This window comes from Gemmatimonadota bacterium, from assembly GCA_009835325.1.
In the GTDB taxonomy this organism is placed as follows: Bacteria; JAAXHH01; JAAXHH01; order JAAXHH01; family JAAXHH01; genus JAAXHH01.
This window is the reverse complement of record VXWP01000111.1, coordinates 1-25,836: the sequence shown is the minus strand read 5'-3', so window position 1 is coordinate 25,836 and position 25,836 is coordinate 1. Positions and strand designations below refer to the sequence as shown.

The window sequence follows — 25,836 nt, the reverse complement described above, 5'->3', positions numbered from 1 at the left end:
GGATCGTAGGGGTTGAGCGTCAGCATCCAGGGCTGGTCGGGCGCCCGGCGCTCGGTGATGAACTCCAGGGCGCACTCGGTGACCCAGGTCGTCTGGTGGAGCTCGGGCGGGACCCGGTCCTCGCTCGCCCGGAGGGCGTCGAGATCGCCGCCGCGCTCACGTACCCAGTCGGCGTAGTCATGCCCTTCCGGCCAGTCGTCCCGCGGCGCGTGGCTGAAGCGCCAGTACCGGTAGCCGTCGTCCATGCGGGGTTCCGTGCGCTTTCCCGCGCTCTGGAGGTGGAACTTGCCCACCAGGCCGCAGTCGTACCCGCTGTCCGCCAGCAGTCTGGAAATCAGGGGAGGCGGATTCTCGAAGACGCCGTTGCCGTTTCGGGTGTTGTGGATCCGCCCGGGATACATGCCCGTCATGAAGCTCGACCGGCTGGGCGTGCAGATCGGGCTTTGGCAGTAGGCGTGCGTAAAGGCGACGCCTTCCCGCACCAGTCTGTCCAGCGTCGGCGTGCTTACATGGGGATTGCCGAGCGCGCCGATGGTGTCGAAACGCTGTTGATCAGTACAGTACCAGAGAATGTTGGGGCGTGAAGGCATGTTGCTGTGCACGCGCCGCCCTTAAGACCTTTACGGAGCTGGCTGCGTGGTGGCTTCTTCCTCTCCGCCCATGGACGCATCCGAGTCACCGTCTTCCGCGCCCTCGTCGCCCATGCCGCCTTCACCTTCGTCCATCTCGCCTTCGCCCATCTCGCCTTCACCCATTTCGCCTTCGCCCATCTCGCCTTCGTCCATTTCCGGCGCATCGGCGGCCATGACGTGAAGCATGTCGCCCACCGCGGCGCCGATGTCGGTCGCGGCGTTGCCGCCGTTAATGGCGATCTGGAGCGTGCCGGACTCTTCGTCGATCCGGGCGAGCCAGGCGCCCTCGGCCACGTCGCCATAGTCGGTGACCATAGGCATGACGAGGGTCTGTTCGTTATGGGTCACCGAAATCCAGCCGTCCGCGGCGAAACCGGCTTCCATCAACTGATCGCTCGTGGCGTTCGTGTTGATGTTGGCGAATTCCTCGCTGATGCTGCTGACCTCGACGTTGATCATGGCAACGTCCATGGCCATCTCTTCGGTTGCCGCCTCTTCCATCGCCGCGTCTTCTGCCCCGCCGCAGCCGTAAAGGCCGAAAGCGCCGACCATACAGGCCAACAGGTATGATGTAAACCGCTTCATGGATTTGTTCCTTTCACGTGGAATTCCCATCGTGGTGGAATGAAAAAAGTGACGCTTTGTAATGTAGAGGAAAATACGTACTGCGCTGACTTCTCGGTCGTCGGCCATACGTACTATATGTATAGGGTATTTAACACAAATTTGCAACTATTAATCGATTGAATTGCGACCGGGGCCGGCGGCCGGGGATCCGGCGCCAGGTCCGGTCGGGGATCAGAAGCCAGGTCCGGCGGTGGCGGCGAGTTCCGCCCACTGCCTGCGTCCCACCTCCTTGATGCGGCTATCGTCCCACTTGCCCAGGGGTCGGTAGGACGGGTGCCCGGGACGGTCCTGGCAGGGGTTGTGCCGGGTGTTATAGCAGCAGATGAGGCTCCACCTCGGGTCGTCGCTCTCGTTCGGGTCCGAACGATGCAGCACGTTCGCGTGGAAGAACATCGCGGTGCCGGGCGACATTTCACAGTACACGTGATCCAGATGTTCCAGCGCGAGTTCCACCCGCTTCGGGTCGGCCCCCACCTGGGTGCCGTAACGGCCGTGTTCGATCCGGCCCAGGCGGTGTGAACCCCGAATGACCTGCAGGCAGCCGTTACCCCGGTGGGCCCGGTCCACCGCGATGTAGCAACTGGCCATGTCGGGAAACAGCGCCTGGTTGTGGTACCAGTACCCGTAGTCCTGGTGCCACTCCCACGCGCCGCCGACGCGGGGTTCCTTGACCATCATCTTGTAGTGGTACAGGTAGACCTCGTCGCCCATGAGCCGCTCCAGCGTATCGACCATGCGATGGCCGCGGCAGATGGCGTTGTAGATGTCCTCCCGGTCCGTGTCCGAGGTCAGCCACAGCTTGCTTTCGCGGCCCTCGATATCCTCGGCGGCGCGGACGAGGGAGGCCTTCTCCCCGTCGAGACGGCCCACGTTGAGGAGGAGTTCCATTTCCTCCTCGTCGTAGAGCCCCTCCACCATCAGGTAGCCGTCTTCCCGGAACCTGTTCTCGTGTTCTTCGTTGAGCCGGAACATGTTTTGCTCCCAGCGAGTCCCTACACGCCGATGCGGTCGCGGTGGCGCCGTTCGACGTGGTGCGCGACTGAGCGGCACACACGGGAGATGCCTTCGCCGATGAGCGACTGGTCGAGGAAGCTGTAGCACAGGCGGAACTGGTTCGCACCGCGGCCGTCGGTATAGAACGAGGGACCGGCCACGTAGGCCACCTTCTCATGTTCGACGGCCCAGGCCAGCATCGCCGTGGAGTCGATCCCTTCTGGCGCGGTCAACCACACGTAGAATCCGCCGTCCGGACGGGTCCAGGCCAGGCCGGGCGGGGCGTGCTCCGCCAGCGCGTCCAATGTGACGTCACGCTTGGCCTGGTAAAGTGCCCTGGACAGCACGATCTGGGAGTCCATCAGTCCCTGGCGGCCGTATTCGTAGACGATGCGCTGCCCGAGGGTGCTGGAACACTGGTCGCTGCCCAGCTTCGCCTGGCACAACTGGGCGATGACGGGCGGCGGCGCGGCGATCCAGCCGAGGCGGATACCCGGCCCGAAGATCTTGGAAAAGGTGCTGACGAACAGCACGCCGTCGGGATTCAGCGCCTTGAGCGAAGGCGGGGGCGCGTGTTCGAAGTACAGCTCCGCATAGGCGTGGTCCTCCAGGATGGGAATGTTGTACCGGTCGGCGAGTTCGACCAGTTTGCGTCGCCGTTCCAGGGGCATGGTCACGCCCCCCGGATTCTGAAACGTAGGCATGGTGTAGATCAGCTTGGCCCGCTTGCCCCGGCGTTCCAGTTCACTTAACTGCGCTTCCAGGAGGTCCACGCGCATGCCTTCGTCATCGATATCCACCGCGACGAAATCTACGTCGTAGCACCGGAAGACCGAAAACGCGGTCAGGTAGGTGGGGGCTTCCACGACGATGACGTCGCCGGGATTGAGCAGCATCTTGGCAATGAGGTCCATGGCCTCGATGCCGCCCGTGGTGACGATAATGTCGTCCGCGGTGGCCGTCACGCCCTCGACAGGCCCCATCCGGCCGGCGATCCACTCCCTCAGGGCCGTGTAACCCGCCGTGGGACCGTATTGAAGCGACATGCTGCCGTGCGTTTCGAAGACCTGGACGGCGACTTCCTTCATCGCCTCCATGGGGAACGTGGCGTCGTCCGGCAAGCCGCCGGCAAAGGAAAGCACGTCCGGCCGCTCCGCCAGCTTGAGCAGCTCGATGACCGCAGTATCGCCAATGAGATCCATGCGGTCCGCGTATACATCCCGCCATTCCATCAACTACCCCCTGCTTGAACTCTTCGTTTACTTGAAATCGTGATCGAACTGAACCGCGCGAGTGCCCATCGGGGGCTGCTGCGCGCGTGCATTGGATTGTACGGTCCGGGCCGAGGAAAGACAAGGCCAATTTTCCTTGACACGAACGGGGGGGCAGGTCTTATCATGGCCTTCCAATGGTGGTCAATGTTGATCATCGTGTCATGATATTCATCGTGTACACGGTGTCATGATGTCATGGTGTGCATCGTGTATACGGTGAATACAGTGTACGTCGTGTTCCAGCACGCCCATCTCCCGCTCCACGAGGTATATCCATGGCCGAGGACAGCCAGGTTGTAGCCAGTTTCCAGAAGAACAGCCAGGAAGAGTTCCGCTTCACCATCACGTCCTTCCGCGGCAACGAGTACGCCGATATCCGGATCTACTACGAGAACGACGGTGATTTCCTGCCCAGCAGGAAGGGCATCACCGTCTCCCCGGAGGCATGGAAATCCTTCCGGTCCTGTCTCGACGAGTTGGAGTCGGAACTCAAGGAGCGTAACCTGCTCAAGGACGAAGAAGGAGAAGGCTGATCGGCGGCCGCCGGTCCGGCCGCTTTGACTAGCCCACCCGGTGCCCTTGCCCGGCGAGAAAGCACTCCGGGTCGTGGTGGATGGGTAGATAACCCGTGCTCATGAGGAATTCACCGACGATCTCTGGTCCCATGAAGCGGAAGGTCTTCCTGAACACCGCCACCCATTCGTCCAGTGTAGTGCAGGTCTGGCCGTTCAGCCAGGCCGCGAAGGATCCATGTTCCGCCCGGATCTCCCGGATGACCCGCGCGTTTTGGATGGCCGCGTCGATCTTGAGCCGGTTCCGGATGATGCCGGCGTCCCCGAGCAGGCGCGCCCGGTCCTCGTCGCCATAGGCCGCCACACGGTCCACGTCGAACCCCTCGAAGGCCTCCCTCAGCGCCTTTCGCTTCTTAAGCACCGTCAGCCAGCTCAGTCCCGCCTGGTTGATCTCCAGCACGAGCCGCTCGAAGAAATCGTCGTCCCGGGACAGGGGAAAGCCGTACTCGTCGTCGTGATAGGCGGCCAGTATCGGGTCTTTGAGGGTCCAGGCGCAACGGCGCCGATCGCCGGCTTCTTCGACGAACTCGCCTGTCCGGACCGGGTGGGCGTCCACCCCGGTGATCCACGCCTCGGGAAGGTGGCGCGCGCAGTTCATCAGGGCCAGGTGCGTATAGGTGGGCGTGATGATGAACCGGGTGACGGAGGTGTTTGCGAACCAGTCGATCCGGTCGTGGCCCATGCCCGGGGTGTCCAGGATCACCCCCACGAGGAACCGCATGAACGCCCCGTGGGACACCAGGACGACGCACTCCCCGGTGTGACCGAACTCGTCGTGGATCCTCCGCGCGACGCGCTCCGCCCTGGCCTGGGCCGCATCGTAGTCCTCCCAGGGACGGCACTTCCACCAGCCCTCCTCGTCGAACTCGCCGCCGAGGCGGACACTTGGGAATCCTTGCTCGATTTCTGAGCGCTTCATGCCGGGCCTGCCTTCGTAGTCCGCGTTGCCCACACCGGCCTGGACCCCGCCCTGTTCGTGGAGGTCGATCCACGCCTCCGCGGACTGACCCGTCTCGCGTAGGTAGGGGGCGATGGTTTCCAGGGTGCGGAGGAACGGACTGACGAAAATGCGCGTGGGGCGAAGGTGGCGGATGCGGTTTACGAGGTATTCGGCCTGCCGGTACCCGAGGGCGGACAGGGAGGGATCGTCGGTGCGCTCTTCCTGCGGCCGGGCATTGTTCTCGGATTCCGCGTGGCGGATGATGTAAAGTTCCATGGGGTCGGGCAGTCTTTCTCCTGGCAGGCGGCCGGTGATTGTGGTTAACGGGTCGGTGGACACGCCGTCCACCCGAACCGACATAAGGTATATCACCGGTCCTGCCATCGAAAGGAAAAGGTTTGACAGGCAGGACAGTGCAGGTTAAGGTTTCCATCTGTTTTCGAACGGCTCAATCCCCGCCTGGAGCGTGCCTAAATGGAAGGAACCGGCCGGTCCTATGTCGAATACCGCAAGGTCAGCAAAAGCTATGACGGAAAGACCACGGTAGTCGACGGCGTCGACCTGGACATCCGCAAAGGAGAGTTTCTCACTCTCCTGGGTCCTTCCGGTTCGGGCAAGACCACCTGCCTCATGATGCTGGCCGGCTTCGAGACGCCCACCTCCGGCGAGATCCTCGTGGACGGCCGCTCCATCCACAACCTGCCGCCCCGCAAGCGCGGCATCGGCATGGTCTTCCAGAACTACGCCCTCTTCCCCCACATGACGGTGGGGGCCAACCTCGCTTTTCCTCTCGAGGTCCGCGGCATGAACCGCGGCCAGTGCCGGGAAAGGGTGGAACGGGCACTGCAACTGGTGCAGTTGGAAGGATTCGAGCACCGGCGTCCCGGCCAGCTTTCGGGCGGGCAGCAGCAGCGCGTGGCCATCGCCCGCGCCCTGGTATTCGATCCCGAACTGGTCCTCATGGACGAACCCCTCGGCGCACTGGACCGCCGGCTTCGCGAGGAAATGCAATACGAAATCCGCCGCATCCACAAGACATTAGGCGTCACGGTCGTCTATGTCACCCACGACCAGCAGGAGGCCATGGTCATGTCGGACCGCATCGCCGTGCTGCGGGACGGAAGGGTCGAACAGGTGGCCGATCCCGAGACGCTCTACGAGGAACCGCAACGCTCCTTCGTGGCCCGGTTCATCGGGGAGAACAACCGGCTGCACGGCAAGGTGATGGGCATCGAGGGCGATATCTGCGAGGTGTTGGTGGGCGGCGAAATCATCGAGGCGATCCGCATCGCCCCCTGCCAGGTGGGCGACGCCACGACGCTTTCCATTCGCCCCGAGCGCGTGGCCGTTTCGCCGAAATCCGGGCTCTACACCAACGAACTGGTGGGCCTGATCGAGGACATCACGTTTCTGGGCGACTCCCTGCGCCTGCGCGTCACGGTGTGCCGCACATCGGATTTCATCATCAAGATACCCAACACCGTCGGTCACGGCGCCCTGATCGCGGGCGACAGGATCCTCATCGGCTGGACGCCGACCGACTGCCGGGTGCTCGACCCCGACCCGGAAGGAGACGGGGAATGACACGAAAGATCGCCGTAGGACGCCTCCTGCTTCCGAGCCTGGCCGCGCTGGCCCTTTTGCTTTGCGGACACGCCGCCGCACAGGAGCGGACCCTGACGCTTGTAAGCTGGGGCGGCGCATACGCCCGCGCCTGCGAGAAGGGATACATCGAACGATTCGAGCGAGAAACGGGGATCGACGTCCAGATCGAAGACTACAATGGCGGCCTGGCGCAGATCCGGGCCCAGGTCGACGTGGGCAACGTGTACTGGGACGTCGTCGACATGGAACTTCCCGACATGGTCCGGGGCTGCGACGAAGGCCTCCTCGTACCCATCGATGTCGACGAACTGGCCCCAGGAGCCGACGGGACTCCTGCGGTGGACGACATATCCGAAGACGGCCTCACGGAATGCGGCCCGACCAACCTGTTCTACTCGACGGTCGTCGTCTATAACGACGCGCGGATCGGGACATCGAAACCCGCTTCCATCGCCGATTTCTTCGACCTGGAGAAGTTCCCGGGAAGACGGGGCATGCGCCGCTCCCCGCTGGCGAATCTCGAGTTCGCCCTGATGGCCGACGGCGTCGCGGCCGGCGAAGTCTACGCCACGCTGGACACTGAAGCGGGCGTGCGCCGAGCCTTCCGGAAACTGGACTCCATCAAGGACCGGATCGTCTGGTGGGAAGCCGGTGCCCAGCCGCCCCAGATGCTGGCCGACGGCGAAGTGGTGATGACCACGGCGTATAACGGTCGGATCTTCAACGCCCAGGTCCTGGAGGGACAGCCCTTCGTCATCGTATGGGACGGGCAGCTCCTGGACACGGGAGGCCTCGTGATCGTGGAGGGCACGCGGAACCTGGAGGCGGCGAAGGAATTCGTCCGCTTCGCCAATACGGCGCGGGCCATGGCGGACGTCGGCCGGTACATCTCCTACAGTCCCTCGCGCCGTTCCGCCCTGGACCTGATTTCGACCCATGCGGAAACCGGCGTCGAAATGAGCCCGCACATGCCGACCAGCCCCGAAAACGTGTCCCGCGCCCTGCACAACGACTGGGAATGGTGGAGCGACAACGGCGAAGAGATGAATGAGCGTTTCAGCACGTGGCTGGCACGATGAGCGAGAACCCCGAGAAAACGGTCGGCCGCTCCAGTACTGGCTCCATACCCGGTCCCAGGCCCGGCCCCCGGCTCGACCCCCGGCTGCGCGCGGCACTGCTGGTACTGCCGCTTCTGGTCTTCGTCGGGGTGACCTTTCTCGCGCCCCTGGCGAACATGCTGGTCCGAAGCGTCTACGATCCGGTGGTCGCCGACACCCTCCCCGAGACCCTCGAGCGGCTGCGTGCCTGGGACGGCCAGCAACTGCCGGACGAAACGGTCTACGAAACGCTGGCCCGTGAACTGCTCGCGGCCCGGGAGGACCGCACGCTCGGCCAGGTGGCCACGCGGGTCAACCGGGTGCAGTCCGGACTGCGCAGCGCCTTTACGCGCACCGCCCGGAGGCTGCGGAACGTCGATGAAGGGCCCTGGTCCGAAGCCATGACCGGCATCCACGCGGCCTGGGGAGAGACCGGGACCTGGCGCGCGCTGCGCGAGGCCGGCGACCGGTATACATCGCGCCACTACCTCAACGCCCTCGACCTGCAACGCGATCCCGATGGATCCATCGCCTTCCAGCCCGAGGACCGGCAGATCTACCTGTTCCTGCTCTGGCGCACCCTCCTCGTGAGCCTGGGTGTCACCGTCCTTTGCCTGCTCATCGGCTATCCCGTCGCGCGGCTGATCGCCCATGCCCCGCCCAGGCGCGCCAACCTGCTCCTGATCCTGGTCCTCGTGCCCTTCTGGACCTCGCTCCTCGTGCGCACGACGTCGTGGATCGTGCTCCTGCAGAACCAGGGCGTCCTCAACGACATGCTCGTCTTCCTGGGCGTCATCGGGGACGAAGGCCGGCTGGCCATGATCTACAACATGACCGGGACCTTCGTGGCCATGACCCACGTGCTGCTCCCCTTCATGGTGCTGCCGCTCTACTCGGTCATGAGCGCCATCCCGCGGGTGCAGACGAGCGCGGCGGAGTCCCTGGGCGCGACCCCGTGGCAGTCCTTCTGGCGCGTGTACTGGCCACAGACCCTGCCCGGCGTGGGCGCCGGCTGCCTGCTCGTGTTCATCCTCGCCATCGGGTACTACATCACCCCGGCCCTGGTGGGCGGAAGCACCGGGCAGCTTATCTCCAACATGATCGCCTTCCACATGCAGTCGTCGCTGAACTGGAGTCTCGCGGCGGCGCTGGGCGGCATCCTGCTGGTGTGCGTGGCTGGGCTCTACGTGCTCTACGACCGGCTCGTGGGCATCGAACGGATGAGGCTGGGCTGATGACGACGATGACGACAACGACGACGGCCGCAGGCCACGGATTCTGGCACATTGCGTACCTCGGATTCTGCGCGCTCGTCTTCGCCTTCCTGATCGCGCCGATCCTGGTGATCGTGCCGCTGAGCTTCAACGCCGAACCCTATTTCACCTTCACCGAGGGCATGCTCCGTCTGGACGCCGACGCCTGGTCCCTGAGGTGGTACCGCCAGATCATGGAGGACGAGGAGTGGTCGCGGGCGCTGGCGAACAGCCTGCTCATCGGGGTCTCCGCCACCGTACTCGCCACGGCCCTTGGCACACTTGCCGCGCTGGGTCTTTCCAACCCGGCCATGCCGGCCCGCCGCTTCGCCGCGGGGCTGCTGATTTCCCCCATGGTCACGCCCGTCATCATTTCGGCCGCGGGGATGTTCTTCTTCTACTCCAACCTGGGCCTGGCGCAGACCCACCTCGGGCTGATCCTCGCCCACGCCGCCCTGGGCACGCCTTTCGTCGTGATTACGGTCACCGCCACACTGGCCGGTTATGACCAGAACCTTTCACGGGCGGCCGCCAGCATGGGCGCGGGGCCTTTGACCGTCTTCCGCCGCGTCCAGCTCCCCCTCATCGCGCCGGGGGTCGTCTCCGGAGGGATCTTCGCCTTCGCCGCGTCCTTCGACGAGGTCGTCGTGGTGCTCTTCATGGGCGGGATCGAGCAGCGGACCATACCGCGCCAGATGTGGTCGGGCATCCGCGAGGAGATCAGTCCAGCCATCCTGGCCGTGGCCGTCTTCCTCATCGTATTCGCGGTGTTGTTCCTGTTGACCGTGGAGTGGCTCAGGAGGCGGAATGCGCGGTAGTTTTAGCGTGCTTCCGCGCCGTTCATGTACTCGTTCATCAGCGAATGGAAGTGGTGCACGCCGTTCTCCCGCTTGACGGAGAACCGGCCCTGGTTGTAGGACGCGGACTGCAGCCCGCGCTGCACGTGCTCGCAGATGAAGATGTCCTCTTCCTGGATCTCGTCGCCGAAGTCCACCAGGTTTTCCACGTCCTGCTCCATTTCGGGCGACAGGTACCATTCGAAGATGGTCAGGCAGCGGTCGTGGCCCAGGGGCACCACCAGGTTGGTCTGCATCTGGCCGAGGTAGATGTTGAGCATGAGCGTGGGGAAGACCCAGTAGTACTGCGTGTCGCCCTGGTCCTGGTCCGTAGGCAGGTAGCGGCGCGGTCCCTTGTATCCCTTCTTCTCCGGTCCGTAGATCGGGGCGTGCTGGATGGAGTAGTAGCGGAAGGGCTCCACGCGGTAGGCGTCGTAGTCGATCTCGCGGTACAGTCCCGGATGCACGACCGGCAGGTGATAGCCTTCCAGGTAGTTGTCCACGTACACTTTCCAGTTGCAGTCCATCTCGTAGTCGCGGCGCTTGGCCCACTTCATCTCGCCGATATTGTGGGCGGCGGCGCGTTTTCCGATGTCGCCCAGGAAGGCCTCCAGGGGCGGCGCATTCGGGTCCAGATTGACGAAGAGCAGGGGGCCCCACTGGCTGACGCGCACCGGTCTGAGCGCCATGGCGCAGCGGTCCAGGGCCTGCACTTCTTCGAACTCCGGCGCGTGGCGCAGCGAGCCGTCCAGGTTGTAGGTCCAACCGTGGTAGTAGCAGACGAAGGTCCGCCGGTTGCCCTGCTCCAGGGCCACGGGACCGGCCCGGTGCCGGCACACGTTGAAGAACGCGCGGACCACGTCGTCGGCCCCCCGGGCGATGACCACCGGCTCTCCCGCCACGTCCACCGTGAAGTAGTCCCCGACGCGGGCTACCTGGTCCGCCCGACCCACGAGTTGCCACGTCCTGCGGAATATGTCCCTGTATTCCCGCTGCAGGAACTCCGGATCGGTATACCATGAAGACGGAATCGTCCAGGCGGTCTCGATATTTTCGTCGAAGGGGTGGTCCGTCATGTCGTTGTCCTCTCGCCGGGTGCCGGGCGGTTCCCGTGGACCTCTGCCTGCGTGCCGGCTCGCGCTTCACCGGGTTTCCGTTACAATATCCCCACAAACGGGACGCCGGACCAGCGATTCCTGGCTACAGCGCGTCCGGATCCACGGCCTCCGGCACCTCGGCCGAGGCAGGCGTCCCGGCAGGCGGCTGCGCATCGGGGTCCAGCACCTCCGGAATGGGAAGGCCCCGGTCGGACAGTTGCGTCTCGATGCTGGAACCGTCGCCCACGAGCAGGTAACCCGCGCGTCGCGCATCGAGGTACTTGCGGGCGGTGGACCGCACCTCCTCCAGGCTGACGGACTGCAGGTTCTCCACCGCGTCCCGCATGTCCGACATGGGCCGCTCGGAGCTCCACAGGGCACCGATGCTGCCCGCGATGCGTCTCAGGGATTCGAACCGCTGGGCGTATCCGCGGATACGTCCGGTGCGCGCCTCCTCGAGTTCCTCTTCACCCACCGGCCGTTCACCGCCCAGTCCCGCCATTTCGGACATCAGTTCCCTCACGACCTCGCCGGTCTTGTCCGCCTGGATCGACGTCTGTACCTTCCAGTACCCGGAGACGCCGAGCAGGCCCAGCGACGTGGATACGCCGTAGGTATAGCCCTTTTCCTCCCGCAGGTTCTGGTTCAGGCGGGACTGGAATCCGCCGCCCCAGATCGCGTCCACGAGCCGGAGGGCGTGATAGTCGGGCGTTTCGCGGCTCGGCGCTTCGATGAACTGGCAGACCACGGTCTGCGGCGCGCCGGGTCGGTCCACCAGGTAAACGCGGTTCGATTTCCGGTCCGGAGAGGGATCCGGCACCTCCTTCGCGGGCCGGACGTCGACGCTCCACGAGCCGAAACGCTGGTCCGCCAGCTTCATCGCCTGGTCGCGGGTAATGTCGCCCACGAACACCAGGGCGGACTGGTCCGGCCGCCAGTTCTCCTCGTAGGCCCGGGCGATCTCGTATCGGGTCATTTCGGCGACGGAAGACGCGTAGCCCTGCACCGGCCGGCCATAGGGATGATCCTCGCCGAACACCAGCCCGGGGCACAACCGCTGGGCGAGGAACTGGGGATGGGAGGCCTGCTGCTTGAGGTGGTCCAGGTGACGGTGGCGTTCCCGCTCCAGTTCCTCTTCGGGAAACAGGGGATTGCGCGCGACGTCGGCGAAAAGGGCCATGGCCGCGGAAAGCTTGTCGGTCAGCACGTCCATTCCGATCCGGGCCGATTCGAGATACATGGTCTTCCCGATGACCGTGCCCAGCCGGCTCAGGGCCTCGTCGAGGTCCAGCGCGCCGTAACCCCGCGTGCCCTTGTCCATGGTCTGCAGCATGAGCTGGGCCATCCCGCACCGGTCGGGGGGATCGTGCACGCCGCCGGACTTCACGTTCAGCGAAACGGCGACCTTCGGCAGGTCGTGGTGCTCGACGACCAGCACCTCCAGGCCGTTGTCCAGCCTGTCCTCGTGCACCTCCGGTGTCTGAAAGGGCGTGTCCGACCCGAGCGCCGGGACCACGGACCGGTCGAGGACGCCATCCGGGGCCGCTGCGTGGTCCACTGCCGCGCCTGACCCGGCCACCCCGGCCACCGCCTTCGGCAGCGTATCGGGGTAGTACCTGAGCGTCAGGCCGTGGCGGGATACCAGCCACCGCTTGACCGCTTCGGCGATCTTCGAACCGGTCAGGTTCCGGAACCGGTCGTGCTCGACGTGGAAGTACCCCGGGTCGTTCATGTAGGTATTCGATTCGTTCAACCGGTCCGCCTTGCCGCCGAAACCGCCGATGCGCTCCAGGCTGGAGACGTACTGGTATTCCCACACCGTGCGGGCGCGCTCCACCTCGTCCCGGGTCGGACCGCCGGAGGCCAGCCTCGCGATCTGGCCGTTGACCAGGTCTTCGACTTCCCGGACGTCGCAGCCCGGCCGAACGGTCGCGATGACGCCGAAGAGTCCGGAGATCTCCCTGGCGTAGTTGAAGACACTGACCTCGGTGCACAGCCTCCGGTCGTAGACCAGCAGCTTTTCGAGGCGGGAGGACAGGCCGTCGCCCAGCACGGCCGCGGCCGCGTCGAGGGCCGTTTCCTCCGCTTCGAAACGCTGCGGCGCCGGCCAGATCATGTGGACCCGGGCCTGGGGCACGCGGTCGGTGACCTCCACGATCTTCCCCTCGGCCAGGGCAGGCACCCAGCGGCGCTGCCGCTCGAGGAGCGGACCCGGTTCAAGCGCGCCGTAGTAGTGGGCTACGCGGTCCCGGGCGAAGTCTTTGTCGAAATCGCCGGCGATGACCAGCGACAGGTTGTTCGGCGTGTAATAGGTCCGGAAGAACTCGGCCACCTCGTCGACCCCGGCCGCTTCCAGGTCCTCGTGGCGGCCGATGACGGGCCAGGAATATGGATGGCCGGTGGGGTAGAGGTGCTCGTTGACCAGCTCGTACCAGCGGCCGTAGGGCTGGTTCTCCGTGGTCTGCCGCCGTTCGTTGCGGACGACCTCGCGCTGGTTCTCGAAGTTCTCCCGCGTGAGCGCGTCCGCCAGCGTGGCGACGCGGTCCGACTCCAGCCAGAGCACGTATTCGAGGTTGCCCGAGGGCACGGTGGCGAAATAGTTGGTGCGGTCGTTGCTCGTGGTGCCGTTGACGCCGCCTTCCCGCAAGTTGCCGCCCGCCTGTTCGATGTATTTGAAATACCCGTCCGGCGCGTGCTGCGACCCCTCGAACATCAGGTGTTCGAAGAGGTGGGCGAACCCGGTCCGGCCGGGCCGTTCCACCTTGGAGCCCACGTGGAACCAGTGGTTGACGTGCACCACGGGCAGCTTGCGGTCCACGTGCAGGATGACCTGCAACCCGTTCGGCAGGGTGAACTTCTCGAAGGATACCCGAGGAAGGTCCGATTGGGCCATGACTTATCCCGGTAAAAGAAGTACAAGGATAGATTGACGAAGAACAAGTGTACGGCGTTACACCCGCTCGAGGACGCCCCGTTCACGGACCGCTCGCGGAATCATACGCGCTCCATGACGCCGGACTTCGCCGAACGGTAGGCGGCGTCCAGGATCATGACCGAACGCATGGCCGCGGAACCGGGCGTATAGTTTTCCACGTCCCGTCCGAGCACCAGGTCGGCGAAGTTCTCCGGCGGTCCCTCGCAGCTGTAGGCGCCGGCTTCGGGGGCCACGTCGTGGACCTGGTCCCGCCTGTCGTGCCGGTGGATCGCAAGGCGGGCGCGTTCGACGTCGAGCAGCAGCATGCCCTCCGAGCCGAAGATCCGGATGTCGAGCTGGAACATCTGCCCCTCCGGGATGTCTCCCGACCCCGACAGCGCACCGATCACGCCGTCCTCGAAGCGGACCGTCACGGCGTCGTACATCTCCACCCTGGAATCCGCCTCGGTCATCATGGCGAAGACTTCGCGGGGCATCAGGCCCGTGAGCCAGGACATGAGACCCAGGCTGTGGGACATCTGCGCGTGACCGTAGCCCCCGTCGGCCACCACGGGATCGGCCCAGGTGGCCGGATCGGGCGCGAAGAGGCCCCCGCCGTTGGCCTCGTGGTCGAAGTCCAGTCCCTGGAGCAGGCCCCGGATGGGGGAGGCCATGTGGCAGAGCACAGATTCGATGTTCCCGACGACCCCGGCGTCGAGCTGCCGTTTGGCCTCCTGGATGTAGGGCTTGTGGTGCCACCCGTAGGGAACGAGCAGGTGAAGCCCCTTTTCGTCTGCCAGCCGGACCAGTTCCCTGGCGTCGGCGCTCTTCGTGCACATGGGCTTTTCGACCATGACATGCAACCCGCGCTCCAGCGCCGCGGCCGCATGTTCGAAGTGCAGCGTATGGGGACTGGACACCACCACGCCGTCGAGTTCGATCTCGTCCAGCATCCGGCGGTAGTCTTCCGTCCCGTACGGCACGTCGAAGGCCTCCTGCACCTGACGCAGCTCATCCGCCCCGAGCCGGCAGACGGCCGCCAGTTCCACGTCCCCGGCCTCGTCCGCCCGTTTCCTGAGCACCGGCAGGTGATTGGCCGTCGCCCACCACCCCGTGCCTATGAATCCTATGCGTGCCTTGTCCATGATTAGTTCCCGTCGATAGATTCCTATGGTTTTCAGGTCGTGCCGTGTCTTTAAGAACGCGTGCCGCGAAAAACGCCGCCTGTCGTGGCGTCCACGATCCAGACTTCATTCTGCCAGAGCGTGAACCCGTGCGGTTCCGGTCCCTCCACGTCCAGCCGGTCCAGTTGCTCGCCCGTATCGGGGTCGTACAGGAACAGGGCGCGATGATTGGTCTCCACGCACCAGAGCCTGCCGTTATCCCACGCGATGCCGTGGGGCCGGTCGCCCGGCGCGGGGAAGGACTGCAGCACGGTCCATTCGTCGGGGTCCATGCGGTAGATGGTGGCGTCCGGGGGCGACGACATCCACAGTTCCCCGTCCCGCCACTCCAGGCCGTGGGCACCCGTTTTCTTCGCGCCCGGCGTGGGGTAGCGCTCCAGTGTCCGGCCAGATCCGGGATCAATCTTCAGGGTCTCGCAACTGTAAGTGGACGACACCCAGAGGTGGATGCCGCTGTGGGTGATCCCGCTGCCCCGGTCGGAGTCGGAATCGAAAATCCTGCGCGTCGCTCCGTCCCGGTAATCGTGCAGGCTGATCCGGTTGTCGCCCTGGTCCAGTATCCAGAGGCCCTCGGTAGTGGCCTGCAGCCCGTTGGGATGGGGACCGGGCGCGTCGAAGACATGGCTGAGGCTGAGATTCATTCAACAGCCTTCCCTTGATCTGGCACTGCTGTACAGGGATACCGGAGAGGAATACCATCCAAAAAATGCACCCGTGCCACCGGGCTGTCAAGGTACAAAGAAGGCGTCTGAACCGGATGCCCCGCGTGTCCATCGAGCACCGGGGTGCGCGCCCATCGGGCACCGGCGACGATATAAAAAAGATTTGACGCGTGGACCTCATTACAATATTTTTAGAAATATGGAAATGATTAACGCGGATTTCGTCCCAGCCTCTCTCGAGACCGAACAGAAACACGCCGAAGCGTTCAAGGCGCTGAGCCACCGGACTCGGCTGGCGATCTTCTACCACCTTGTCCGCCAGGGCGAAGGGGGCGATACCGTCGGGAACCTGCAGGAGGCGCTCGGCGTGCCCTGGGCGACCCTGTCCCACCACCTGGACGTCCTGCGCCGCGCCGATCTACTGGCGTCCCGGCGGGAAGAACGGTATATCTACTACCGCGTGCGGCCCGAACGGGTAAGCGACCTGGTGCGCCTGCTTACCGCGTGTTGTTGAATCACCGGTCGTTGAACGAGGAACCGGTTTATCCGTATGGACGCTGTCGCAATACCGATACCCATTCAGGAGGAAGACATGTCAGATTATCCCAAGATCCACCTGTCGTTTCCCGTACGTGACCTGGAACGGAGTGTCTCATTCTACAAGAAACTGTTCGGCGAAGATCCCGTGAAGACCCATCCCGGTTACGTCAAGTTCCTGCCGTCCATCGCCCCCCTGAACCTGGCCCTTTACTCGGATGGGAAGGCCGCGGGCGACGGGGCGAACCATTTCGGCATCGAGGTCCGGGACCACGAAACGGTCCTGCGCCACTTGGTACGGATCAGGGCTACCGGATTGGTAACCCGGGAAGAGATGGACTGCGACTGCTGTTACGGCAACCAGGACAAGTTCTGGGTGGAGGATCCGGACGGCCGCGAATGGGAAATCTATGTGCTGAACCGGGACCTGGATGAACCCGGCGGGCGGGATGATGAATCCTGTTGCGCGGAACTTGACAGGAGCTGACCATGAAGCCAGACACGCTGCTGGTCCACGCGGGGGGAGGATTGGAACCCGGATCGGGGGCCATCGCGCCTTCCGTGCACCTCTCGACCACCTTCGAGCACACGCCGGAGGGCGAGGCGACGCACGACCACGTCTACATCCGGATGGGCAACCCGACCCAGGACCGGCTGGAAGAAGCCATGTCGGCCATCGAGGACGGAGCGGAGTCCCTCGTCTACGCGTCGGGCATGGCGGCGGTTACGGGCTGCGTGCAGACGCTCGAACCGGGCGCCCACGTGCTGATGCACCGGGACGTGTACAGCGTCACCCGCGCGGTCGGCAAGGAACTCCTGCCGAACTGGAACATCGAGGTGAGCGACGTGGACATGACCGACCTGGACGCGGTCGGGCGCGCATTGAGGCCCCATACGGAGCTGCTATGGTCGGAGACCCCGTCGAATCCCGCCATGGATGTCATCGACATCGGTGCGGTGGCCGGCATCGCCCACGCCGCAGGCGCCCTGCTGGCCGTGGACAACACCTTCGCCACGCCGGTGATGCAGCGGCCTCTGCAACACGGCGCCGACATCGCCATGCATTCCATGACCAAGTACCTGGGCGGCCACAGTGACGTGCAAGGAGGTGCGCTGGTGTTCCGTGAAGGCGGAGACCGGGTCGAACGGGCCCGACGAGTTCGGACGGTCACCGGCGGCGTGCTCTCGCCCTTCAACGCCTGGCTGGTCCTGCGGGGATTGAGATCGCTGGGATGCCGCATGGCGCGTCACGTGGCCAACGCGGAGGCCATAGCCGCGGCGATGGCCGGTCATCCGGGGATTGAGGGTGTCGATTATCCCGGCCTGCCCGATCACCCGGGACACGCCGTCGCGACGCGGCAGATGGATGGGTACGGCGGCATGCTGTCCCTGCGGGTCAGGGGCACGCGGGAGGACGCGCTGCGGGTCGCAGGCAAGGTCAGGTTGATACGGAACGCCACGAGCCTGGGCGGGGTGGAAAGCCTGATCGAACACCGGCAGTCTATCGAGGGGCCCGGCTCGGTAACAGCGCCCAACCTGCTCCGGCTGTCTCCCGGACTGGAAGCGGCCGAGGACCTGATCGGCGACCTGGTGCAGGCGCTGGAGTGAAACCGGCGGATTGCACTGTATGAGCCCGGGTCGGTGGGGCGCGCGGGATTTATGCTGCGGGCCAGCAGGTTCCGCAGGGGGCGTATTCTTCCTCCGCCTTGTCGACGGCTATGGCCCTGGCATTGCCGTTCAGGAAACGGCAGTCGGACCGGTGATACTTCGAGCCCCCATCGGTGACGTAAACGATCGGCACGTCCAGATCCGTATCAGACTTCGAGGGCCAGAACCGGTTGTTGACGGTCAGCTCGATACCCTTTTCGAGCAGTTCTTCCGCCATCGCCCGGATCAGCCTGCGCTTGTGCCAGGTGAAGGCGGTGAGCGCCGCCGTCGCGGCCGCGGCAATGATCAGTCTCAACATGGTTTTCTTATCCTTTTATACAAAGTCTTTGGGCTTCTTGCACGACCCGGCCGACGAAACGCGTCACCGGGTTTCGGGTAACGGTCCAATATAACGAATACGACCATGAAAAACAAGCGGGGAATACGCCGGGCAGGCGGGTTTTCGCCGTCTCCGGAGCCTTGACAACACACGATCCGGAGCCTTGACAGCACGCGATCCGGACGATATTATAAGTCGTTTTACAAATCGTTCCGAATGACCCGCTTAGGTACGCGTATTACCGGATTTTCATTCAACCTGACGACAAGACAAACTGGAGCAGACATGTCAAAGATCAGACTGGGACTGGTGGGCTGCGGCGGCATGGGGCACCGGCACCTCTACGGCCTGGCCGAATTGCACCGTACGGGCCTCTGCCGGTTCGAACCCGTGGTGGCCTGCGACCCGAAGACGGAGAACGCCGAATCCCTGGCCGGTCACGTCGAAGACCATTTCGGCATCCGTCCCGCGGTGGTCGCGAGTCTGGACGAAGTGGACGCCAGCGACCTGCAGGCCGTCGACATCTGCACCGATCCGCGTTTCCATCACACGGTGTGCGCCGACGCGGCGTCCAGGGGATGGGACGTGATGACGGAGAAGCCCATGGGTCTCACGGTCCGCGCCTGCCGCCTCATGCGCGAAGCCACGGACGGGGCCGGGCGCATCCTGTCGGTCGCCGAGAACTACCGCCGCGATCCGGTAAACCGGCTCGCCAAGGCCCTGCTGGACGCCGGCGTGATCGGAACGCCTCGCTACATGGTCCACAACACGGCCGGCGGCAGCAACAAGATGCTGATCACGGTGTGGCGGCACCTGAAGAACGTCAGCGGCCTGCTGCTCGACGTGGGCGTTCACTTCGCGGACATCCTGGAGTACTTCATGGGTCCGGTGTCGGACATCTACGCCCAGACGCGACTCCATGAGAAGATCCGCTACAACGACATGGCGGGCAAAGATCCCGCGACGGCTTCCCGCAACTCGCCGGCGGGGGTCTACGAGCACTGGCAGGCGGAGATGCCCGCGGAATTCGAGGTGACCGCCGAAGACGCGGCATATGCCACGCTGACCTTCCAGAGCGGCGCGGTCTGCCAGTACCTGGAAGAGCACGCGACCTTCGGCAAGGGGTTCTGGCACCGGGGCATATACGGTTCATCCGGGTCGATGGAACTGCCCGGCGACCGTTCCGGCCAGCCGTTCTCCATCGCCCTGGAAGGCAAGACCATCGAGGGAGACGCCCTCCTGGACCTCGTGCCGGACTTCGCACTGGACGAGGCGACCGCGGCGCTGTTCGGCGGCGAGCGTATGTGGAAATACAGTTTTCCCTTCCCGGAAACGGACCGCAAGATCATCGCCATCGAGTACGCCGATTTCGCGGAAGCCATCGACGAAGGCCGGCAGCCCGAGGTCGACGGCTACATGGGCATGCGTTCGGTCGCCGTCTCCTACGGCATCATGGAATCAGGACAGGCGAACAGGGCCGTCACTATGGACGAGATCATGGCCGACGAGACCAACGGCTACCAGCAGGAAATCAACGACAGCCTGGGCATCTGAGACGGCGGCGTGGAGACATGGCTGGCACGCGTTTGAGACGCGGCAAGGCCGGCCGGCGCAGCGGCAACCGGAACGAAAATTCATGAAACTCGGCTATTCAACCTGGGGCATGCCGGCCGTCGAGTTGGACGAAGCGGTACCCCACCTGGCGTCCCTGGGATACGACGGCATCGAAATCACCGTCATCCCGGGCTATGTCACGGAACTGGGCACACTCGACGCCGAGGAACGCCGCCGGATACGCGGCCTCTTCGCAAGGCACGGCGTGGAAATGCCCGCCATCGCCGGGCACACCAGCCTCCTCGAGCCCGATGTGCGCCTGCACGCCGCCAACATGAAACGGCTCAAGGATACCGTGGAACTCTGCGCGGACCTGACCATGGACCATCTCGTGCCCTGCCTGGACACCACGCCCGGCGGCCGGCCGGACGACTGGACCGACGTGCGGGACCGACTGCTGAACGAGACGGGCGATCTCGTGGATTTCGGCGCATGCCACGGCGTGGTCATCGCCATGGAGCCCCACATCGGCTGCTGCCTCTGCGACGTGGAGCGGACCCTGTGGCTGCTCGAACAGATAGATTCCGGGTACCTGAAGCTCAACTACGATATCAGCCACTTCGACGTGGCCGGCGTGCCCACGGCGGAAAGCGTGGCGGCCCTGGCGCCCCACACCGTGCACACCCACGTGAAGGACCAGCGGGGCCGGGCGCCGGACTTCGAGTTCCTGATCCCCGGCGAGGGCGATTTCGATTACGTGGAGTACCTGGACGCCATGCAGGCGGCGGGATACGACGATTATATTACCGTGGAAGTGAGCATGATGGTGCAGCAGCGCGAGGATTACGACCCCCTGGACGCGGCCGGCCTGGCCTACCGCACCCTCGAGGCCGCTTTCGAGATGTCGCAGGCGGAACGGGCATAGGGGGACGCCCGGGGGACGCGCGGGACGCCCGGAGGACACCGCGGGACGCCCGGAGGACGCCGCACGAAAGTTGACATTTAATAGTGAATTGAATTGAATCGTAGGTCGCGCAGGTATAATATACGATCATCGCCTGAATGATCGTGACGCTCATCAAAACCCGTGGAGGCACTACAACATGTACGATCCCGTACTCGTTGAACCCATGCGCCGGGAACTGACGGACCTGGGCGTGGAAGAATTGAAGACCGCCGACGAGGTGGACGCGCTGTTGGAGGAGCACGAAGGTACGGCGCTGGTCGTGGTCAATTCCGTCTGTGGCTGCGCGGCGGCCAATGCCCGGCCGGGCGTCGCCATGGCCCTGCAGAACAGGAAAAAGCCGGACCGGATTACCACGGTTTTCGCCGGCATGGACCTGGAAGCCACGAGCAAGGCGCGGGATTACTTCAAGGGGTATTTTCCTTCATCGCCGCAGATCGCGCTGATGAAGGACGGCCAGGTGGCGTTCATGCTGGAACGCCATGACATCGAGGGCCGCACGGCGCTCGACGTAGCCCAGCGACTGATGCTGGCCTTCAACGAACACTGCTGAAAACCTGCCGGACGCCCGGTTCGAGCACCGTTTTATTCCTTCTCGTACTCCGCCGTGCAGGTCGTGTGGATGCCGCCCCGGATCCGGTAGTCGGTGCTGACCGTCATGCGGACCGGCCGTACGGCGGCGACAAGGTCGTCGAGGATCCGGCGTGTGACGTGCTCCTGCACCATGCCGACGTTCCGGTAGGAGAGCAGGTAGTACTTGTAGGACCGCAGTTCGAGGACCTGCTCGTCCGGCACGTAGGACACGATCACCTCACCGAAATCGGGCAGCCCCGTCCAGGGGCAGACCGCCGTAAACTCGTCCGTATCGATATCCACGTCGAGGGGATCGCCCTTGGATTCGTAAGGGAAGGTCTCCAGGACCTCGGGCTTGATGGACTCGGGGCCGTCGAAGTCGAACTGCTTCTGTCGGGGTTCGATGTTCATGGGTTCCTCTTCCCTCAAACTCTTCTTCCCTCAAACGCTGCCCGTGATTACACCCGGCCCGTGATGTCCGGCGCTTCGGGGTCTACGCTGCCGCCCTCCGGCTGGGAGGCGATCGGACGTATGGGCATATCCGTATAGGATTTATACGCGACGTCGAGCCAGGGCGTTTCGATGCGGCGGTGGTCTTCGTGCCGGCTGTTCATCACGGCGTCGACGATACCCGTGACCAGCAGCGTCCGCTCGGGCGGGTACGGCGCGGCGCCTGTCAGGAAGAACTGCTGGATATTGGCGCACAGGTAGCCGAAGTGGGCGTGGTTGCCCTCGCGGACCAGGTTGAAGACGGCCCCGTGCACGTTGCCGTCGACCCGGGCGGCGTAGGCCCAGGTCTCGATGTAGCCGCCGAGCATGAGGGTCGTCGTCCGCAGCCCGTCGCGCCGCTCCACCAGGAAGACCGCCGGATCTTTCGCGTGATCCCGCGCCGATCCTTCGGGCTTGCAGGGTATGGTGTCGAGGGCCGCATCCATCAGGTCCCGCGACCACAGGCCCTCGTCGCAGGCCCGCCACATTTCATCGCCTTCCAGGCACTGCACCGAAGCCACGCCCGTCTCCCCGCCGATGCGCCGCTCGACCATGCACTGCAGCGCCTCAAGGGTGTGGTAGCCGTAGGATTCAATGCCGCCGAACCCCACGGTGAGCGCCTCTTCGACATTGGTTTCCAGTTCGTACTCGATCCAGGGATCGCGCCAGGCCAGGGGCAGGGAGGAGCCGGCCATCAGGGGGATGTCCAGTTCCTCCGCCCGGTTCCACATCCACTGGGCGTCCCGGTAGTCGTAGGCGAGGTGCTTGTCGCTGAATACGGGTACGGAGCGTCCGCTCTCGGCGAAGACGCCGGCGATCTGCTCGAAGAAGTACCGCCGCGGATACATGTGGCGGCCCCGCTCGTTCCACGGGTAGTCGCCGTGCTCGCCGATGAGCAGCACCGCGTCCACACCGAGGCAGTCGCCGCCCGCGTGCAGCGCGCGGCGGATGCTCGGGTAGACGGGCACGCCGAACTTCTCGGCCAGTTGCAGGCCGATGTCGTTCTCGAGGACATGGTCGATGTAGAGGGATACGACGTCCACTTCGGGGGCGAAGTATCCCTCGTCGACCGACCAGCCCTTCAGGAACTTGGAGACGATGACGTCCGCGTGGGCGCCGGGGAAGTAGATCGTGCAGATGGCGGCGACGCGAAGGCGCTTGGCCATGAGTCCCTGGTCTCCGTCAGCTGCCGAGAACAGGTGCTTCGACCGGCGCTTCCGCGGGGGCCTCCGCAGGAACTTCCGCGGGCTGGGCCGTCTGCTTGCCGTTCTCCTCGATGAACTCCTCCACCAGGCGCCGGCATACGTCGTCTGCATACTGCTCGGGCGGGGACTTCATGAAGTAGGACGAAGGTCCGAGCTGGGGACCGCTGAGACCGTTGTCCAGGGCCAGCTTGCAGCACCGGACCGCGTCGATGACGACGCCGGCCGAATTGGGCGAATCCCAGACTTCCAGCTTCAGTTCGAGGTTCAGCGGCACGCCGCCGAAGGTCTCGCCTTCCATGCGGATGTGGCACCACTTGCGGTCTTCGAGCCACGGCACGTGATCGCTGGGACCGACGTGGATGTTGTCCTCGCCCATGTCGTAGCTGAGCTGGGACGTCACCGCGTTGGTCTTGCTGATCTTCTTGGATTCGAGCCGCGAGCGCTCCAGCATGTTGTAGAAATCGGTGTTGCCGCCGAAGTTGAGCTGATAGGAGCGCAGGACCTTGACGCCGCGGTCCGCGAACAGGCGCGTCAGCACGCGGTGGGTAATGGTGGCGCCCACCTGGGACTTGATGTCGTCGCCGATGATGGGCAGGCCGTGCTTGCGGAACCGCTCCGGCCAGTGTCCCGTGCTCGCGATGAAGACCGGGACGCAGTTCACGAAGCCGCATCCGGCCTGCAGGATCTGCTCCACGTACCACTTCGTGGCTTCCTCGCTGCCCACGGGCAGGTAGCTCACCACCACGTCTGTCTTCGTGTCCTTGAGCACCTCGACCACGTCGACGGTGTCGCCCGCGTCTTTCTCGATGACCTCGCTGAGATACTTGCCCAGACCGTCGTGGGTCATGCCCCGCTGCACTGGCACGCCCAGGTTCGGCACGTCGGCGAACTTCACCGTGTTGTTCGGATGGGCGAAAATGGCCTCGCTGAGGTCCTTGCCCACCTTGTCCGCGCCCACGTCGAAGGCGGCCGAGAACTCAACGTCACTGATGTGGTAACCGCCCAGGTTGGCGTGCATCAGGCCCGGAATGAACTCGTCCTGCGCGGCGCTGCGGTAGTACTCCACGCCCTGCACCAGGGACGAGGCGCAGTTGCCCACGCCGACGATGGCCACTCTGACTTTGCTGCTCATGTTTTCCCCGCTTTCCTTCCGTCACCGGGCCCGCGTCATGCACACGCTTCACACGCACCTGTCACGCGCACCGCGTCACGCGCTCCCGGAGTATTGAAGAATGATTGAAATGCTCAATGGGACCTCGTAAACATCTATCGCAATAAGAAACTCCGAATTTCATATAACTCAAATAAATAATTGTTATATTATCTATAGACGTTATCTATAGTTAAAGGAGCAAACACCATGAACCTGTACTACCTGCAGTATTTCCTGGCCGTCGCGCGGCGCGAGAGTTTCTCCCGGGCGGCCCGGGACATGCACGTTACGCAGCCCACGGTAAGCAACGGCGTGCGGGAACTGGAAGATATGCTGGGCGTGAAGCTGTTCAACCGGGGAAGCCGTCACGTTTCACTGACCATGGAAGGCCGGGCGCTGGTAGACTACGCCGTCCGCATCCAGGATCTGGCCGAGGAGGCGGAGAACCGCCTGGCCAGCGGGGACGTCCTGCCCGGCGAGGGATTCGCCTTCGGCGCCACCGACGCCGCGGTGACCTACCTGCTCACCGACATCCTCAAGCGCTACGTGGAGCGGTATCCGGAGCTGGAACTGTCCGTGCACGTCTCGCCCTCCCAGTACCTGGTGGAGGAACTCCTGGCCAACCGGTCGGAGTTCGCCCTGATCACCCTGCCTTATACCCATCCCCGTATCGAGACCATGTCCATCTACCATGATTCCATGCCGCTCGTGGTCGGCGGCGGCCATCCCTTCGCCGGCCGGAAGTCGGTCGCGCTGACGGAGGTGGCGGAACAGCCGCTGATCCTCTTCCACGAGGATTCCGTGTCGCGGCGGATCGTGGACGAACGATTCACCGAGGTGGGCGTATCGCCGCGCGTCGTCATGGAAATGCGCAGTCCGGAGGCCATGCGGAATCTGGTGGAGGCGGGGGTGGGGATCTCCTTCCTGCCTTCATTGACAGTTCAGGAATCCATCGCGACGGGCACGCTTCGCGAGGTTGTCGTCGAGGGCTTCGAATTCAGCCGGGACATCGGCGTGGCCTGGCGGCGCGGCCGGTACTTCAGCCCCGCGCTGGAAGTGCTGTTGGAGGATATCTTCGAAAGTTACGGCGAAGGCGAGGCCTGGGCGGAGCGGCAGAGCCTGGAAAGAGATCGAAAGCTGTAATGGTCGCTGGCGTTAACTGGCGGTCGTTCAGTCGTAGGCGTTCAGTTCGGCGTCGATGCGGTCTCTGTGCCGGGGATCGGTGCCTGTACTTGCGGAACCTTCGGCATCACCGCGACTCAGCCGTCCGGTCCGCCACCGGCGCAGCGTGATGAAGATGACCCCGCCGCCGACGAGGAACATGAGCGGCGTGAAGAGATAGGCCAGCCGGTTGAATCCGGCATTGGGCGGGGAGGAAAGGATGCGTTCTCCGTACTTGGCCTTGTAATGATCGAGGATCTCTTCTTGCGTCCTCCCGTTTGCGAGCATTTCCCGAAGATCCTCTTTCATCCTTTCCGCGGTACCCGAGTAGTGCTGGCTCAGCGGAGCGCGCCAGCAGCACGGCGCGATCAACAACTCCTCGACGGACGCGGCGATCTGTTCCCGGCCTTCGTCCACGACAGCTTCAACCTGTGAAACGGCTGTGTCGGGAGTTGCCAGAAATACGAGTACCGGAAGTATGAAGAAGAGTGCGGTGCGTCGCATGGTTCCAGTCGGACGGGTTGTGG

Annotated in this window: 26 protein-coding genes; 12 read left to right on the top strand and 14 right to left on the bottom strand. The window is 64.3% G+C overall.

All coding sequences use genetic code 11. From position 1 onward, the window contains the following. From F4Z81_15065 to F4Z81_15050, 4 genes are all read right to left on the bottom strand, one after another. A partial coding sequence (locus F4Z81_15065; protein ID MXW06367.1) for a sulfatase-like hydrolase/transferase occupies positions 1-590 on the bottom strand: 590 nt, incomplete at its 3' end. Between the two features lie 30 nt (positions 591-620). Then, entirely contained in the window at positions 621-1,325 is a 705-nt protein-coding gene (locus tag F4Z81_15060; protein ID MXW06366.1) for an SAM-dependent chlorinase/fluorinase, read from the bottom strand. 105 nt (positions 1,326-1,430) lie between these two features. Then, positions 1,431-2,231, bottom strand: a complete 801-nt coding sequence (locus tag F4Z81_15055) for a phytanoyl-CoA dioxygenase family protein (GenBank protein ID MXW06365.1) — start codon at positions 2,229-2,231, stop codon at positions 1,431-1,433. Positions 2,232-2,251: 20 nt separating this feature from the next. Beyond that, positions 2,252-3,484, bottom strand: a complete 1,233-nt coding sequence (locus F4Z81_15050; GenBank protein MXW06364.1) for a PLP-dependent aminotransferase family protein — start codon at positions 3,482-3,484, stop codon at positions 2,252-2,254. A gap of 317 nt (positions 3,485-3,801) precedes the next feature. Here F4Z81_15050 and F4Z81_15045 point away from each other — a divergent pair, with 317 nt between their 5' ends. Continuing rightward, complete coding sequence (locus F4Z81_15045; GenBank protein MXW06363.1) at positions 3,802-4,059, top strand: hypothetical protein; 258 nt, start codon at positions 3,802-3,804, stop codon at positions 4,057-4,059. Positions 4,060-4,087: 28 nt separating this feature from the next. Here F4Z81_15045 and F4Z81_15040 read toward each other — a convergent pair whose 3' ends face one another. Continuing rightward, positions 4,088-5,422 carry a hypothetical protein gene (locus F4Z81_15040; protein MXW06362.1) on the bottom strand — a complete coding sequence of 445 codons (1,335 nt, stop codon included), beginning with the start codon at positions 5,420-5,422 and terminating at the stop codon, positions 4,088-4,090. Between the two features lie 90 nt (positions 5,423-5,512). On the opposite strand from F4Z81_15040, the gene F4Z81_15035 reads away from it, so the two are divergent. From F4Z81_15035 to F4Z81_15020, 4 genes are read left to right on the top strand one after another with little or no spacing between them, the layout of a single operon-like run. Continuing rightward, the gene (locus F4Z81_15035) at positions 5,513-6,622 is read left to right on the top strand and encodes an ABC transporter ATP-binding protein (protein MXW06361.1); all 1,110 of its coding nucleotides are present in this window, start codon (positions 5,513-5,515) and stop codon (positions 6,620-6,622) included. After that, positions 6,619-7,722: an ABC transporter substrate-binding protein gene (locus tag F4Z81_15030; protein ID MXW06360.1), complete on the top strand. Its 1,104-nt coding sequence runs from the start codon at positions 6,619-6,621 to the stop codon at positions 7,720-7,722. Before F4Z81_15035 ends, F4Z81_15030 begins: the two co-directional genes overlap by 4 nt. After that, positions 7,719-8,975, top strand: coding sequence for an ABC transporter permease (locus F4Z81_15025; protein MXW06359.1), 1,257 nt, complete (start codon positions 7,719-7,721; stop codon positions 8,973-8,975). The genes F4Z81_15030 and F4Z81_15025 overlap by 4 nt, the downstream gene beginning before the upstream one ends. Positions 8,976-8,983: 8 nt before the next feature. After that, a complete protein-coding gene (locus F4Z81_15020; GenBank protein ID MXW06358.1) occupies positions 8,984-9,811 on the top strand; it encodes an ABC transporter permease in 828 nt (275 codons plus the stop codon). 2 nt (positions 9,812-9,813) lie between these two features. Here the strand turns inward: F4Z81_15020 and F4Z81_15015 are convergent, their stop codons facing one another. From F4Z81_15015 to F4Z81_15000, 4 genes are all read right to left on the bottom strand, one after another. Then, on the bottom strand, positions 9,814-10,905 hold the full coding sequence (locus tag F4Z81_15015) for an aromatic ring-hydroxylating dioxygenase subunit alpha (GenBank protein ID MXW06357.1): 1,092 nt from the start codon (positions 10,903-10,905) through the stop codon (positions 9,814-9,816). Positions 10,906-11,029: 124 nt separating this feature from the next. Continuing rightward, positions 11,030-13,819 carry an insulinase family protein gene (locus tag F4Z81_15010; protein ID MXW06356.1) on the bottom strand — a complete coding sequence of 930 codons (2,790 nt, stop codon included), beginning with the start codon at positions 13,817-13,819 and terminating at the stop codon, positions 11,030-11,032. A 101-nt stretch (positions 13,820-13,920) separates the two neighbouring features. Continuing rightward, positions 13,921-14,985: a Gfo/Idh/MocA family oxidoreductase gene (locus F4Z81_15005; GenBank protein ID MXW06355.1), complete on the bottom strand. Its 1,065-nt coding sequence runs from the start codon at positions 14,983-14,985 to the stop codon at positions 13,921-13,923. A 50-nt stretch (positions 14,986-15,035) separates the two neighbouring features. Continuing rightward, the gene (locus tag F4Z81_15000; GenBank protein MXW06354.1) at positions 15,036-15,665 is read right to left on the bottom strand and encodes a hypothetical protein; all 630 of its coding nucleotides are present in this window, start codon (positions 15,663-15,665) and stop codon (positions 15,036-15,038) included. Between the two features lie 220 nt (positions 15,666-15,885). Between F4Z81_15000 and F4Z81_14995 the strand changes: the two genes are divergently transcribed. The 3 genes from F4Z81_14995 to F4Z81_14985 are packed head-to-tail and all read left to right on the top strand — an operon-like array spanning position 15,886 to position 17,831. Beyond that, positions 15,886-16,200: a winged helix-turn-helix transcriptional regulator gene (locus F4Z81_14995; protein ID MXW06353.1), complete on the top strand. Its 315-nt coding sequence runs from the start codon at positions 15,886-15,888 to the stop codon at positions 16,198-16,200. A gap of 36 nt (positions 16,201-16,236) precedes the next feature. Beyond that, a complete protein-coding gene (locus F4Z81_14990) occupies positions 16,237-16,710 on the top strand; it encodes a glyoxalase/bleomycin resistance/dioxygenase family protein (GenBank protein ID MXW06352.1) in 474 nt (157 codons plus the stop codon). 2 nt (positions 16,711-16,712) lie between these two features. Then, entirely contained in the window at positions 16,713-17,831 is a 1,119-nt protein-coding gene (locus F4Z81_14985) for a cystathionine gamma-synthase (protein MXW06351.1), read from the top strand. Positions 17,832-17,880: 49 nt separating this feature from the next. Here the strand turns inward: F4Z81_14985 and F4Z81_14980 are convergent, their stop codons facing one another. Further along, positions 17,881-18,189, bottom strand: a complete 309-nt coding sequence (locus F4Z81_14980; GenBank protein ID MXW06350.1) for a hypothetical protein — start codon at positions 18,187-18,189, stop codon at positions 17,881-17,883. Between the two features lie 237 nt (positions 18,190-18,426). On the opposite strand from F4Z81_14980, the gene F4Z81_14975 reads away from it, so the two are divergent. The 3 genes from F4Z81_14975 to F4Z81_14965 all read left to right on the top strand — a co-directional run bounded on the left by F4Z81_14975 (position 18,427) and on the right by F4Z81_14965 (position 21,281). After that, positions 18,427-19,764, top strand: a complete 1,338-nt coding sequence (locus F4Z81_14975) for a Gfo/Idh/MocA family oxidoreductase (protein ID MXW06349.1) — start codon at positions 18,427-18,429, stop codon at positions 19,762-19,764. Between the two features lie 82 nt (positions 19,765-19,846). After that, complete coding sequence (locus tag F4Z81_14970) at positions 19,847-20,689, top strand: sugar phosphate isomerase/epimerase (GenBank protein ID MXW06348.1); 843 nt, start codon at positions 19,847-19,849, stop codon at positions 20,687-20,689. A gap of 178 nt (positions 20,690-20,867) precedes the next feature. Then, complete coding sequence (locus tag F4Z81_14965; GenBank protein ID MXW06347.1) at positions 20,868-21,281, top strand: BrxA/BrxB family bacilliredoxin; 414 nt, start codon at positions 20,868-20,870, stop codon at positions 21,279-21,281. A 32-nt stretch (positions 21,282-21,313) separates the two neighbouring features. Here the strand turns inward: F4Z81_14965 and queF are convergent, their stop codons facing one another. From queF to F4Z81_14950, 3 genes are read right to left on the bottom strand one after another with little or no spacing between them, the layout of a single operon-like run. Further along, complete coding sequence (gene queF, locus F4Z81_14960) at positions 21,314-21,712, bottom strand: NADPH-dependent 7-cyano-7-deazaguanine reductase QueF (GenBank protein MXW06346.1); 399 nt, start codon at positions 21,710-21,712, stop codon at positions 21,314-21,316. A gap of 47 nt (positions 21,713-21,759) precedes the next feature. Next, positions 21,760-22,956 carry a hypothetical protein gene (locus F4Z81_14955; GenBank protein MXW06345.1) on the bottom strand — a complete coding sequence of 399 codons (1,197 nt, stop codon included), beginning with the start codon at positions 22,954-22,956 and terminating at the stop codon, positions 21,760-21,762. A 16-nt stretch (positions 22,957-22,972) separates the two neighbouring features. Further along, positions 22,973-24,127 (bottom strand): inositol-3-phosphate synthase, encoded by a 1,155-nt coding sequence (locus F4Z81_14950; GenBank protein ID MXW06344.1) that lies wholly within the window; start codon positions 24,125-24,127, stop codon positions 22,973-22,975. 228 nt (positions 24,128-24,355) lie between these two features. On the opposite strand from F4Z81_14950, the gene F4Z81_14945 reads away from it, so the two are divergent. Further along, positions 24,356-25,291, top strand: coding sequence for a LysR family transcriptional regulator (locus F4Z81_14945; protein MXW06343.1), 936 nt, complete (start codon positions 24,356-24,358; stop codon positions 25,289-25,291). 27 nt (positions 25,292-25,318) lie between these two features. Here F4Z81_14945 and F4Z81_14940 read toward each other — a convergent pair whose 3' ends face one another. Then, positions 25,319-25,813, bottom strand: a complete 495-nt coding sequence (locus tag F4Z81_14940) for a cytochrome c-type biogenesis protein CcmH (GenBank protein ID MXW06342.1) — start codon at positions 25,811-25,813, stop codon at positions 25,319-25,321. Positions 25,814-25,836: the final 23 nt, after the last annotated feature.

Coding starts and splice junctions, on each gene's coding strand:
- F4Z81_15000 (MXW06354.1), bottom strand. CDS start 15,665: ATGAATCTCAGCCTCAGCCATGTCTTCGACGCGCCCGGTCCCCATCCC.
- F4Z81_14970 (MXW06348.1), top strand. CDS start 19,847: ATGAAACTCGGCTATTCAACCTGGGGCATGCCGGCCGTCGAGTTGGAC.
- F4Z81_14985 (MXW06351.1), top strand. CDS start 16,713: ATGAAGCCAGACACGCTGCTGGTCCACGCGGGGGGAGGATTGGAACCC.
- F4Z81_14940 (MXW06342.1), bottom strand. CDS start 25,813: ATGCGACGCACCGCACTCTTCTTCATACTTCCGGTACTCGTATTTCTG.
- F4Z81_15010 (MXW06356.1), bottom strand. CDS start 13,819: ATGGCCCAATCGGACCTTCCTCGGGTATCCTTCGAGAAGTTCACCCTG.
- F4Z81_14945 (MXW06343.1), top strand. CDS start 24,356: ATGAACCTGTACTACCTGCAGTATTTCCTGGCCGTCGCGCGGCGCGAG.
- F4Z81_15020 (MXW06358.1), top strand. CDS start 8,984: ATGACGACAACGACGACGGCCGCAGGCCACGGATTCTGGCACATTGCG.
- F4Z81_15015 (MXW06357.1), bottom strand. CDS start 10,905: ATGACGGACCACCCCTTCGACGAAAATATCGAGACCGCCTGGACGATT.
- F4Z81_15060 (MXW06366.1), bottom strand. CDS start 1,325: ATGGCCGACGACCGAGAAGTCAGCGCAGTACGTATTTTCCTCTACATT.
- F4Z81_15035 (MXW06361.1), top strand. CDS start 5,513: ATGGAAGGAACCGGCCGGTCCTATGTCGAATACCGCAAGGTCAGCAAA.
- F4Z81_15050 (MXW06364.1), bottom strand. CDS start 3,484: ATGGAATGGCGGGATGTATACGCGGACCGCATGGATCTCATTGGCGAT.
- F4Z81_14965 (MXW06347.1), top strand. CDS start 20,868: ATGTACGATCCCGTACTCGTTGAACCCATGCGCCGGGAACTGACGGAC.
- F4Z81_15005 (MXW06355.1), bottom strand. CDS start 14,985: ATGGACAAGGCACGCATAGGATTCATAGGCACGGGGTGGTGGGCGACG.
- F4Z81_15030 (MXW06360.1), top strand. CDS start 6,619: ATGACACGAAAGATCGCCGTAGGACGCCTCCTGCTTCCGAGCCTGGCC.
- F4Z81_14990 (MXW06352.1), top strand. CDS start 16,237: ATGGACGCTGTCGCAATACCGATACCCATTCAGGAGGAAGACATGTCA.
- queF (MXW06346.1), bottom strand. CDS start 21,712: ATGAACATCGAACCCCGACAGAAGCAGTTCGACTTCGACGGCCCCGAG.
- F4Z81_15055 (MXW06365.1), bottom strand. CDS start 2,231: ATGTTCCGGCTCAACGAAGAACACGAGAACAGGTTCCGGGAAGACGGC.
- F4Z81_15040 (MXW06362.1), bottom strand. CDS start 5,422: ATGGCAGGACCGGTGATATACCTTATGTCGGTTCGGGTGGACGGCGTG.
- F4Z81_15025 (MXW06359.1), top strand. CDS start 7,719: ATGAGCGAGAACCCCGAGAAAACGGTCGGCCGCTCCAGTACTGGCTCC.
- F4Z81_14975 (MXW06349.1), top strand. CDS start 18,427: ATGACCCGCTTAGGTACGCGTATTACCGGATTTTCATTCAACCTGACG.
- F4Z81_14995 (MXW06353.1), top strand. CDS start 15,886: ATGGAAATGATTAACGCGGATTTCGTCCCAGCCTCTCTCGAGACCGAA.
- F4Z81_14980 (MXW06350.1), bottom strand. CDS start 18,189: ATGTTGAGACTGATCATTGCCGCGGCCGCGACGGCGGCGCTCACCGCC.
- F4Z81_14950 (MXW06344.1), bottom strand. CDS start 24,127: ATGAGCAGCAAAGTCAGAGTGGCCATCGTCGGCGTGGGCAACTGCGCC.
- F4Z81_15045 (MXW06363.1), top strand. CDS start 3,802: ATGGCCGAGGACAGCCAGGTTGTAGCCAGTTTCCAGAAGAACAGCCAG.
- F4Z81_14955 (MXW06345.1), bottom strand. CDS start 22,956: ATGGCCAAGCGCCTTCGCGTCGCCGCCATCTGCACGATCTACTTCCCC.